Here is an 11,577-nt window from a genome sequence, read left to right as displayed (position 1 = left end):
GGTTTTTTTAATCGTTAATTCCAAATTGAGGGTGCATAAAAGCATCGTTTTTGTTATCAACTTCGTTTTTTAGTAGTTCTTGATTTTCTTCTGAAATCCACCCAATATCATTTGTAGGATGGATCCATTCTTCCCCAGCCATAATGGCAGGGTCTACCTCATCACTCCAATTATTAAGAGGACTGTTAGTGGAATTGTATTTACTGTCTCCAATTACAACATCGTATTGATTAATAAAAGGTTGTTGCATTTGTTTTCCTGTTCCTTTAAAAGAGGGAAAATTCATTTGATGAGGGAGCGTCTCGTCTAAAATTGGCGATTGAATCGTTTCTTTCTCCTTCAAAGTCATCGCTCCTTTTTGTAATGGCTTGTTCGTATGTAGTATTTCCATATATAAGCTCTTATGTACTTGTTAACACTTCCCAGTAATAATTACTGTAAGTTGTTTCAAACTAGAATAGAAAGTTATTTAGTGAGAGCAGGTGAGTATGTTGGTAAAAAGAAAAGTAAAACAAAATGCAGCAATTAATAATAATAAAACTCCGAAAGAAAGCTTACCAGATGCAGAATTCGCATTAGAGTATGAAGGAGAAAATAGTGCGAAGTACGCAAATCGTAATTCAAAAAAAGGTAAACAAAAATGAGGCGTTTTTTACAAACGCCTCATTTTTTTGTGGGATTATAAAGGTTTTTTTAATTATTTGTAAATTTCACGTTTGATATTAGCAGAAAAATGCGAAAAAACATAGAAGTAGCAACGTATTACACAAAAACAAACAACAAACAAAAGATTAATGTTGGTTTAATACTGCTTTTACACTAGTTGTTTATATTAGAGTTGTACATAAGATTTGTAAAAGGAGAGAGAAACAGTGAAAAAAACAATCTTTAAAGCTGTAGCAACTGGAATGGTATTTTCGTTATTAATGGGGTGTGGTGCAAAGAAAGAAGAAAGTGCTGGAGCAAAAGTAAAAGATGATAAATTATCTGGATCATTAACTGTTTACACAGCGATTGAAGAAGAGCTTGTACCGATTTATCTTGATTCTTTTAAACAGAAGTACCCAGACGTGAAGTTGAACATTGTTCGTGATTCAACAGGCGTTATTACAGCGAAATTGCTAGCTGAAGGGAAAAATACACAAGCAGATGTTGTATGGGGAACTGCGGCGTCTAGTCTATTAGCTTTAGAGAAAAAAGATATGTTAAAAGAATACTCTCCAAAAGGAGCGGATCGTGTCCTTCCTCAATTTAAAGATGATAAGAAACCTGAAAAATGGGTAGGTAATACTGCGTTTATGACAGGGATTGCTGTAAATAAAGAAGAATTAAAGAAGAAAAATTTACCGATGCCAGAATCATATGAAGATTTAACGAAACCAGAGTATAAAGGAACGCTTGTTATGCCACATCCAGCTTCTTCTGGAACGGGATTTTTAACAGTTTCTGCATGGTTACAAATTATGGGTGAGGAAAAAGGCTGGGATTACATGAAAAAACTTCATGATAATATGGCATCTTATACTCATTCCGGTTCAAAACCAGCGAAATTAGCAGGCGCAGGTGAATATCCAGTCGGTGTATCAATGGTTTATAGCGCTTTAAAAGAGAAACAAAAAGGTGCGCCAGTTGAAGTGGTACTACCGAAAGAAGGACTAGGCTGGGAAGTAGAAGCGAATGCACTTATTAAGAAAGATAATGCGAAAAATGATAAATTAGCACAAGCATTTTTAGACTGGGCAATTACAGATGATGTAATGAAGTTATACTTCGAGAAAAATGGATTTGCGACAATTAAAAACGATTATAAACTTCCAGATGGATTCCCAAAAGATGTGACAGAAAAGTTATACAAAAAGAATGACTTTAAATGGGCAGCAGAAAATCGTGACAAAATTTTAGAGCGTTGGGAAAAAGAGTTTGGCCAAAAAGCAGAACCGAAAAAGTAAGTAAGTGGGAGAGAGAAAAATGAGCGAATATTTATCAATTCAACACATTCAAAAACAGTTTGATGCGTTTACAGCGTTAAAAGATATTTCTTTTACAGTGAAAAAAAATGAGTTTGTTTGTTTATTAGGCCCGAGTGGTTGTGGGAAAACGACGTTGCTTCGCATTTTAGCAGGGTTAGAAGAAGCGACAACAGGTAGTATTGCTGTGAATGGAAATGATATTACAGCTTTACCACCTGGAAAGAGGAACTTCGGAATGGTTTTTCAATCATATGCATTATTTCCGAATTTAACTGCACTTGAAAATATTGCATATGGCTTAAAGACAAAAAAATATGGAAAAGCAGAAGTAAAAGAGAAAGCGCTATTGGCGTTAGAACTTGTTGATTTGCTGAATGTAAAAGATAAATATCCTGCTCAAATGTCTGGTGGACAGCAGCAGCGAGTGGCACTTGCACGTGCGCTCGCTCTGTCTCCAGATATTTTGTTACTCGATGAGCCTTTATCAGCTTTAGATGCAAAAGTGCGTGAAAAGTTGCGTAGAGAAATGCGTGATTTACAAGAAAAAGTAGGAGTAACAACAATTATGGTAACGCATGATCAAGAAGAGGCATTAACGATGGCTGATAAAATTGTTGTAATGAATCATGCGGAAATTATGCAGATTGGAACACCAGAGGAGATTTATCAAAGACCAGCGAATCCGTTTGTAGCAGATTTTATTGGTTCTATTAATTTCTTTTCGAAAAATAATGAAGAACAAGCCATTCGCCCTGAACATGTAACAGTTGTACAAAATAATGGTATTAAAACAGTTGTAGAAAGTATGGAATTTAGAGGGTCTGTATACCGGACGGAAGTACGTGTCATAGAAGAGAAAACACATCTTTATAATGAAAAAATTGTATTGGATATATTGGCCTCAGAAGTAGAGGCGACTGCTATTAGAAAAGGAAATCCAATTCAAATCTCTTTCTTGGAAAATCATATGTTGTCATATGGAAAGAAGGTCATTGTATAGATGGAGATGCTAGAAAACTATAAGGTAGAAAGTAGGAAAAAAAAGATTAAGAGAAGTATAGGAAAAGAGGAATGGATTCAAAGGCTAGTAATTATCGGAATGATTCTTTCCTTTCTTATCATACTTGTATTACCGCTATTACAACTATTTGCACAAGCTTTTTATGATAAAGATGGAGCTTTTGTTGGTGTAGCGAATTTCAGTAAATATTTCACAACACCAACTTTAGTTCAGTCATTACAAAATACGATATGGATTTCAGGTGCGACAACAATTCTTTCAGTTGCAATTGCATTCGTTTACGCATATGCGATTGCTCGTACGAATGTTTTTGGAAAGCGTGTGTTTCAGTACGTAGCGTTATTACCATTATTTGCTCCAACGATGATGCACGGTATTGCACTTACGTATTTATTTGGTAATCAAGGGTTAGTAACGAAAGGGATGTTTGGTTTATTTGAAGGTATACAAATCCCTTTATATGGACCAGTAGGAATTGTAATAGCTGAAGTTATGTATACATTTCCACAAGCATTCCTTATTTTATTAATTGCTTTCCAAGGTTCTGATTATCGTTTATATGAAGCTTCTAATATGTTAGGTGCAAGTAAAGCGAAACAGTTTCTTACGGTTACTTTACCTAGTGTGAAATATGGATTAATTAGTGCGATGTTCGTTGTGTTTACACTTAGCTTCACTGACTTTGGGGCGCCGAAAATTGTTGGGGGACAGTATAATGTGCTTGCTACTGACGTATATAAGCAAGTAATTGGACAGCAAAATATGCCGATGGGCGCAACTGTCGGAATGATTTTATTAATCCCAGCTATTTTCGCATTTGCAGTTGATCGTATTACGCAAAGAAAACAGGCGAATCTCTTATCTTCAAAAGCAGTGCCTTACAGAATAATAAATAATAAGAAAAGAGATGTTATTTCATTCGTATATTGTAGCGTAGTAACGCTTATGATCATTCTTTTATTTGTGGCAGTTGGTATTGCTGCAAGTGTGAAAGTATGGCCATATAATATGAGTTTTACACTTGAGCATTTTAATTTTTCAAGTTTGACAGGAGACGGACTTGAAGCATTTAAAAATAGTGTAATTGTCTCAGCTATTACGGCAGTTATCGGGGCGATTTTAACATTTGTGTTCGCTTATGCGATTGAAAAAATAGAACAGTTACAGTTTTTCAGAAAAGCAGGTTACTTTTTCTCTATTGTACCGTTAGCGATTCCTGGGTTAGTACTTGGATTAGGATATGTCTTTTTCTTCAGTCAACCAACAATTCAAATTTTAGGACTTTCAGTAACAAATCCGTTTCATTCCTTATATGGCACAATTGCTGTTTTAGTATTAGTAAATGTCATTCATTTTTACTCTGTAACGTTTGTTACCGCAACGACTGCTTTAAAGAAACTAGACCGAGAGTTTGAACTTGTTTCACAGTCGATGAGCGTACCGTTTTATAAAACTTTCTTTCGAGTAACAGTACCGATGTGTTTACCAGCCATTTTAGAAATGGTAATGTACTATTTCGTAAATTCAATGGTAACTGTATCGGCAGTAGTGTTCTTATATGCGGCTGATTTTAAACTAGCTGCTGTATCAATTGTAAATATGGATGATGCAGGAAATGTGGCACCAGCAGCTGCGATGAGTGTACTTATTGTTGTTACCAATATTGTAGTAAGAGTTTTATACGAATGGGGAACGAAAGCACTTCGTAACCGAACTTCACAATGGCAAAAAAGATAAGTAAGAAGGGTGATGGATAGAATGAAAATTGAAGCAGTTATTTTTGATTGGGCAGGTACGACAGTTGATTACGGATGTTTTGCACCATTAGAAGTATTCATGAAGATTTTTCATAAACGCGGTGTTGAAATTACAGTAGAAGAAGCACGTAAGCCAATGGGATTATTAAAAATAGATCATGTAAGGGCACTAACAGAAATGCCTCGTATTGCGAATGAGTGGAAGCGTGTCTTCGGACAATTACCAACAGAAGCAGACATTCATGAGATGTATGAAGAATTTGAAGAAATTCTCTTTGCTATTTTGCCAAGATATGCCACGCCAATTGAGGGGATAAAAGAAGTGGTTGCTTCATTACGTGAAAGAGGTATTAAAGTTGGGTCAACAACTGGCTATACGAGAGAAATGATGGACATTGTTGCAAAAGAAGCAGAAATACAAGGATATAAACCTGATTTTCTTGTAACACCAGATGATGTTCCAGCAGGTCGTCCGTATCCGTGGATGTGCTATAAAAATGCGATGGAGCTTGGTGTATATCCAATGAATCATATGATAAAAATTGGAGACACGGTATCAGATATGAAAGAGGGAAGAAATGCTGGTATGTGGACAGTAGGTGTAATTCTTGGCAGTAGTGAGCTCGGTTTAACGGAAGAGGAAGTTGAGAATATGGATCTATTAGAGCTTCGTGAAAAAATGGAGATAGTTCGTAATCGTTTCATTGAAAATGGGGCACATTTTACGATTGAAACGATGCAGGAACTCGAAAACGTAATGGAACATATCGAGAAACAAGAACTTATTATTTCATAAAAGGGGCATAGGATCATGAATGAAAATCACTACTTATTATTAACGCCAGGACCATTAACGACAACAAAAACTGTAAAAAAAGTTATGTTATATGATTGGTGTACGTGGGATGTTGAATATAACACGATGGTGCAAGATGTAAGAAATAGGCTTGTATCGTTAGCAACAAAGGAAGAAGAAAAGTACACAACAGTTTTAATGCAGGGAAGCGGTACGTTTTCGGTTGAAGCAGTAATCGGTTCTGTTATTCCTACAAACGGAAAGCTGCTAGTTTGTACAAATGGTGCGTACGGTAAGCGGATTGTACAAATGGCAGAGATGTTACATATAGATGTGGTGGTCAGTCAAACAGAAGAGTGGGAGCCTACTAATATTGCAGAAGTAGAACAGTTATTGCAACAAGATAAAGAGATCACACATATTGTAGTTGTTCATTGTGAAACAACTACAGGTATTATTAATCCAATTGTAGACGTATGTAAATTGGGAAAACAATACGGAAAAGTTACACTGGTTGACGCGATGAGTAGTTTCGGTGGTATTGAAATAGATATCGCTGAGTTGCAAATTGACTTTCTAATTAGTAGTGCGAATAAATGTATTCAAGGTGTTCCTGGATTCGGTTTTGTCATCGCAAATCGTGATGAACTATTGAAATGTAAAGGGCAAGCTCGTTCTTTATCATTAGATTTATATGATCAGTGGGAAACGATGGAAGAGCAAAATGGGAAATGGCGCTTTACTTCACCTACACATGTTGTACACGCTTTTTATCAGGCATTGCTTGAATTAGAAGAAGAAGGCGGAGTAAGAGCCCGTTATAATAGATATTATAATAATCAAAAATTATTAGTGAACAAAATGAAAGAAATAGGCTTTAAGCCACTAGTAGATGAAAAATATCAATCTCCTATTATTACATCTTTCATTTATCCAGAAGAAAGATTTGAATTTCAGCAGTTATATAACGAATTAAAGCGGTACGGATTTGTTATTTATCCAGGCAAAATTTCGAAAGTAGATACGTTCCGCATTGGGAATATCGGTGATGTACATGAAGAAGATATAAAACGTTTAGTGGATAGTATTGCTAAAGGAGTTGTTATAGGATGAAAGTATTTTGTTTAGGTGGAGCAGGTAAAATTTGTCGTGAAGCAATTTTAGATTTAGTTCAATTTTCATCTTTTGAGACGATTACGGTAGCCGATTTTAACGAAGAAGAGGGCCGTAAAGTAGTAGAGTGGTTAAATGATCCTCGTGTTGATTTTGTGAAAGTCGATGTGACAAATCATGAGGATACGGTCGCAAAAATGAAAGGCTATGACATTGTAATGGATGGTACGACGATAAAGTTAAATGGATTGTCTACTCGCTGTATCGCAGATGCCGGCTGTCACGGTGTGAACTTAAATGGATTCGGTGAAGAAAATGAATCCCACTCTAAATTTGTTCAACATGGAACAACATGTTTACCTGGGTTTGGTATGACACCAGGTGTAACGCAAATGATGGCCATGCATGCAGCAAATCAGCTAGATACTGTAGAGTCAGTTCGAGTAAGTCATGGCTCGTATCGTCCAATTGCTTTTTCTGCATCAATTACAGAGACAACGACATATGAATATGATCCACATTTACCGACGCGTACAGTATATGAGGAAGGTGAATTTAAGCAAGTACCTCCGTTTGCGCGCCCGAGAGAAATTGAATTACCAGCGCCTTACGGAAAAACAATGCAGTATATAATCCCGCATTCAGAAACGATTACGTTAGCGAAGGCACTGGAGGATAAAGGTGTACAGCTTATTGAAACAAGAGGAACTTGGCCAGAGCAAAATATGCAGCTCGTTCGTGCTTTATATGATTATGGTATATTGCGTAATGATCAAATTGAAATAAACGGTAAAGAAATTGGTATTATGGATTGTATTTCGAAGTATCTATTAAAATCGAAAGAAGGGCAAGCAACAGAACTTTATGGTTATGCACTTTATGTAGAAGTAGTAGGTATGAAAAATAATCAAAAACAGCGACATGTATTATACCATACACATCCGCTATCTGATGGTTCTGTAGTAGGTTGGGAGAAATTAAGAGCCTATACAAGAAATGTTGGTATCCCATTTGGAATCGCTACAGAGTTAATTGCAAAAGGAGTAGTTAGTAAAGTCGGTGTTATTACTCCTGAAGAAGCTTTCGAAAATCCACAAATTATTTTTGATGAACTAGAAAAGCGCGGTATTTATATTCATGAAGAGATTTCTACTTACAAAGAAAATTATACCTTTGTATAAGTAAGGCAGTTTATGAGTTAGATATAAATGGGGTGAGGCTATGTCTGTAGTAGGTGAAGAAAGAAAGAGGACAATTCTTGAGAAGGTAGAGTTTAAAGGGAAAGTAAAAGTTTCAGAATTAGCGAGAGAATTCGCTGTATCAACAGAAACAATTCGTCGATATTTAGAAGAATTAGATCGTGAAAAGAAGTTGAAGAAAGTGTATGGTGGAGCAGTTCAACTTCCAGGCGCTGGGGTAGAGGCACCGATGTTAGAAAGAGAGATGCTGCATATAGAAGAGAAGAAAAGAATTGGTTATAAAGCAGCGACATTTGTAGAAGATGGTGACGTCATTGCGATTGATGATGGGAGTACACCACTTCAAATGGTTCCATATCTTGTTCATCGTAAAAATTTGACGATTGTTACAAGCTCTTTTCCAGTCGCGACACAATTAATCTCTTCCATTAATAAAAAGATGTTTCACGGTGAAGTTTTATTTATTGGCGGGAAAATATCCCCGAAGCATTCGCGCGTATCAGGATCTATTTCTCAGCAAGTAATTCATCAATTTCATTTTCATAAAGCGTTCGTTTCGATTGATGGATTGTTACCTAGCTTTGGGGTTTCCAGCTTTGAATTAGAAAAAGCGAAACTGTCAGAAGCGATGATTAAATTATCGGAGAAAACGTATATTTTATGTGATCATACAAAGGTAGGCGTAAAAGGGAACTACCGAATAGCAGGATTTTCTCGTATTCAACATGTTATTTGTGATAAAAAAATGCCATATAGTTTTGAAGAAGAAGTTAAAAAGAATAATATTCAATGGACAGTTTGCTAAATGAATTGAATACATTTAGACTCCCACCTAATTTTTAGGTGGGAATTTTACTATCAGCAAGTAACAAAATAAAAGATTTGTATTTATGCAAAAAGTGGACACATTTTCTCATCTTGTTCATATAATTTACCAATACAAAAAAAGTTGGTCGAAGGAAAGAAGGGGAAGTATGTCGGAACGGATATATAATAAACTTGTATTGTATGCAAACATTTTGCAAAAAATTGGTGTTATTAATGAAAAAGAAAAAAGTGAAATCCTTCATACGATAGGCAAAAAAGCCCTTTGAGTAAAGGGTTTTTTATTTTTTAGCTATGGAAATATAAACTTAATGTAATATTCCCATTGACAATGATAATGAGATTCATTATCATTTATTATGTTATTAATTGATAGGAATTATCAATTAAAATATATATAAGACAAGGGGATATTATTTTGAAAAAAAGTTATATTAAAGCTCTAGTAGTAGCAACAACATTAGCTATTCCATTTGCTGCGTATTCTACTCCAGCGTTAGCTGCAATAAAAATTGAAGCAAACCAGTCGGTAGCAGCAGCCAGTAATCGCACGTATGATACTGAGATTAAAATATATAAGGATCAAAAAGATGAGCCATCTATGGTTTCTCAGTACATAAAAAATCCTAAAGTAGCAATTGAAGACGGGAAAAAAATTGTTACTGTAACCGTACAAGATAGCGATTATTTTCAATATCTTAGAATAGAGGATAAAAACCAACCTGGTGTATTTCATGACGTGAAAGTTTTGTCAGAAGATAAGAGGAAAAATGGAACGAAAGTAGTTCAATTTGAAATTGGTGAATTTGAGAAGAAGCATAATATGCAAATGCATATACTTATTCCAGCTATTGGATATGATCACAAATATCAAGTTCAATTTGAAATTAAAGATCCAACTTTAGGCGAAACAGAGAAACCAGATGATAACTCTAATTCAGGCAATACAGAAACGGATACTCCGGTTGATAGTCAAAACATGATAACAGATAAGAAACTAAGAGAACTGGTTAACAAAAAAGTATTTAATAGACAAGATTTAAATACCCCAATTACGAAAGAAGAGTTATTACAAGTAAATGACTTGTTTTTAAATACGAATGAGATTCTTGATTATAGTGCATTAAAATATATGCCAAATTTAAAATCTTTAACAGTTGCGAATGCGAAGATAAAAGATCCGTCGTTCTTTGCGAACCTAAAGCAATTAAACCATTTAGCTTTGCGTGGTAATGAATTTGTAGATGTAACCCCACTTGTTAAGATGGATAATTTAGAATCTCTTGATTTAAGTAATAATAAAATTACAAACGTTGCACCACTAATTGAAATGAAAAATGTAAAAAGTTTATATCTATCAGGCAACCAAATAGAAGATGTAACAGCATTAGCGAAAATGGAACAACTAGATTACTTGAATTTAGCAAATAATAAAATTACAAACGTTGCTCCATTAAGCGCGTTGAAAAATGTAACATACTTAACTTTAGCAGGTAATCAAATTGAAGATATTAAACCGTTGTATTCATTACCTTTAACAGACTTAGTATTAACACGTAATAAAGTTAAAGATTTATCGGGCATTGATCAAATGAATCAATTAAGTAAGTTATTTATCGGGAAAAATCAAATTGAAGATGTGACACCACTTGCTAAAATGACCCAACTTACAGAATTAGATTTACCTAATAATGAGTTAAAGGATATTACTCCATTATCAAATCTAGTAAACTTACAAAAACTTGATTTAGAAGCAAACTATATTTCAGACTTATCACCAGTTAGTAATTTGAAAAAATTAGTATACCTAAGTTTTGTTGCAAATGAAATCCGTGATGTTCGACCAGTTATAGAACTAAGTAAAACAGCTTACATCAATGTTCAAAATCAAAAAGTATTTTTAGAGGAAACAGAAGTAAATAAAGAAGTGAAAGTACCTGTATATGAAAAAGACGGTAAAATCTCTACAAAAATTCGTTTGAAGAGCGAAGGTGGTACGTATAGTAACGATGCAGTTAAGTGGAGTATACCAGGTGAAAAAGTATATGAATTTGGAGTGAAAGATCCATTTGCGGATACAGGAATCTTCTTCACAGGATCTGTTATTCAAAATGTGGTAGAAAGTAAAGAGGATAATACTTCTAAAGAAGACGAGGAAATAGAAGCAGTAATAGAATTTAAAGATGTGCCGAAAGGACATTGGTCAGAAGCAGCAATTAATTATTTAGCGAATGAAAATATTTTTAAAGGATATGGAAATGGACAATTTGGATTTGGGGATAATATTACTCGTGGACAAGTTGCGTCTTTAGTACAAAGGTACTTGAAATTAGAAAGTAAAGTAGAGCAGAAAGAGATGTTTACTGATACGAAAGGGCATATGTTTGAGCAAGATATTGCTACAGTTGCACAAGCTGGAATTATGCAAGGAGACGGTACAGGGAAGTTTCGCCCTGAAGGAGTATTAACTAGGTACGAGATGTCAGTAGTATTACAAAAAGTATTTCAGTTAAAGGAAAATAAAAATAATGTGGGGAACTTTACAGACGTACCAACAGGTCATTGGGCAGAAGGATATGTGAAAGCTTTAGTGGATAATAATATATCAAAAGGTGACGGGAATGGGAACTTTTCAGGGGATGCTTTCGTAACGCGTGAGCAATATGCGCAATTTCTGTATAAAGCAATAAAAAAATAACAAATGAGAAAAATACGTTATTCTTTAATAAGAAGAATAACGTATTTTTTATATGTACAAAATCAAGTACTAAATCGACAGGAGTGCTTACATGTGATAGGCCTATTTTTCCGATAGGTGCTGAAACCATATTGACAAAAAGGCATTCTCGTGTGATAATTCAATTAAATTTTTAGAATAATCAAAAAATATTCCTTT

10 protein-coding genes are annotated in these 11,577 nt (G+C 34.8%); 9 read left to right on the top strand and 1 reads right to left on the bottom strand.

Annotated features, from left to right (window positions below; genetic code table 11):
* Positions 1–7 precede the first annotated feature (7 nt).
* On the bottom strand, positions 8–391 hold the full coding sequence (locus QCI75_RS20300) for a DUF3905 domain-containing protein (RefSeq protein ID WP_144508503.1): 384 nt from the start codon (positions 389–391) through the stop codon (positions 8–10).
* Positions 392–488: 97 nt separating this feature from the next.
* Here QCI75_RS20300 and QCI75_RS20295 point away from each other — a divergent pair, with 97 nt between their 5' ends.
* The 9 genes from QCI75_RS20295 (at position 489) to QCI75_RS20255 (ending at position 11,379) form a co-directional block, all read left to right on the top strand.
* Positions 489–644 carry a hypothetical protein gene (locus QCI75_RS20295; RefSeq protein ID WP_002011566.1) on the top strand — a complete coding sequence of 52 codons (156 nt, stop codon included), beginning with the start codon at positions 489–491 and terminating at the stop codon, positions 642–644.
* A gap of 228 nt (positions 645–872) precedes the next feature.
* Positions 873–1,949, top strand: a complete 1,077-nt coding sequence (locus QCI75_RS20290) for a putative 2-aminoethylphosphonate ABC transporter substrate-binding protein (protein ID WP_144508502.1) — start codon at positions 873–875, stop codon at positions 1,947–1,949.
* A 19-nt stretch (positions 1,950–1,968) separates the two neighbouring features.
* Positions 1,969–2,970 carry a putative 2-aminoethylphosphonate ABC transporter ATP-binding protein gene (locus QCI75_RS20285; RefSeq protein WP_353761073.1) on the top strand — a complete coding sequence of 334 codons (1,002 nt, stop codon included), beginning with the start codon at positions 1,969–1,971 and terminating at the stop codon, positions 2,968–2,970.
* A complete protein-coding gene (locus QCI75_RS20280; protein WP_353761072.1) occupies positions 2,971–4,728 on the top strand; it encodes a putative 2-aminoethylphosphonate ABC transporter permease subunit in 1,758 nt (585 codons plus the stop codon). It abuts the gene before it with no gap.
* Positions 4,729–4,749: 21 nt separating this feature from the next.
* Complete coding sequence (phnX, locus tag QCI75_RS20275) at positions 4,750–5,544, top strand: phosphonoacetaldehyde hydrolase (protein ID WP_144508169.1); 795 nt, start codon at positions 4,750–4,752, stop codon at positions 5,542–5,544.
* Positions 5,545–5,559: 15 nt separating this feature from the next.
* Positions 5,560–6,657 (top strand): 2-aminoethylphosphonate--pyruvate transaminase, encoded by a 1,098-nt coding sequence (gene phnW / locus QCI75_RS20270; protein WP_353761071.1) that lies wholly within the window; start codon positions 5,560–5,562, stop codon positions 6,655–6,657.
* Positions 6,654–7,838 (top strand): saccharopine dehydrogenase family protein, encoded by a 1,185-nt coding sequence (locus tag QCI75_RS20265; protein WP_353761070.1) that lies wholly within the window; start codon positions 6,654–6,656, stop codon positions 7,836–7,838. The genes phnW and QCI75_RS20265 overlap by 4 nt, the downstream gene beginning before the upstream one ends.
* A gap of 40 nt (positions 7,839–7,878) precedes the next feature.
* Positions 7,879–8,661 (top strand): DeoR/GlpR family DNA-binding transcription regulator, encoded by a 783-nt coding sequence (locus tag QCI75_RS20260; RefSeq protein WP_144508175.1) that lies wholly within the window; start codon positions 7,879–7,881, stop codon positions 8,659–8,661.
* A 438-nt stretch (positions 8,662–9,099) separates the two neighbouring features.
* Positions 9,100–11,379: an NEAT domain-containing leucine-rich repeat protein gene (locus tag QCI75_RS20255; protein WP_144508177.1), complete on the top strand. Its 2,280-nt coding sequence runs from the start codon at positions 9,100–9,102 to the stop codon at positions 11,377–11,379.
* The last annotated feature ends 198 nt before the right edge of the window (positions 11,380–11,577 follow it).

This window comes from Bacillus cereus group sp. RP43, assembly GCF_040459645.1.
Lineage (GTDB): Bacteria > Bacillota > Bacilli > Bacillales > Bacillaceae_G > Bacillus_A > Bacillus_A mycoides_C.
This window is presented reverse-complemented; position numbering and strand designations above follow the sequence as displayed.

Coding starts and splice junctions, on each gene's coding strand:
- QCI75_RS20300 (WP_144508503.1), bottom strand. CDS start 391: ATGGAAATACTACATACGAACAAGCCATTACAAAAAGGAGCGATGACT.
- QCI75_RS20265 (WP_353761070.1), top strand. CDS start 6,654: ATGAAAGTATTTTGTTTAGGTGGAGCAGGTAAAATTTGTCGTGAAGCA.
- QCI75_RS20280 (WP_353761072.1), top strand. CDS start 2,971: ATGGAGATGCTAGAAAACTATAAGGTAGAAAGTAGGAAAAAAAAGATT.
- phnX (WP_144508169.1), top strand. CDS start 4,750: ATGAAAATTGAAGCAGTTATTTTTGATTGGGCAGGTACGACAGTTGAT.
- QCI75_RS20295 (WP_002011566.1), top strand. CDS start 489: ATGTTGGTAAAAAGAAAAGTAAAACAAAATGCAGCAATTAATAATAAT.
- QCI75_RS20285 (WP_353761073.1), top strand. CDS start 1,969: ATGAGCGAATATTTATCAATTCAACACATTCAAAAACAGTTTGATGCG.
- QCI75_RS20260 (WP_144508175.1), top strand. CDS start 7,879: ATGTCTGTAGTAGGTGAAGAAAGAAAGAGGACAATTCTTGAGAAGGTA.
- phnW (WP_353761071.1), top strand. CDS start 5,560: ATGAATGAAAATCACTACTTATTATTAACGCCAGGACCATTAACGACA.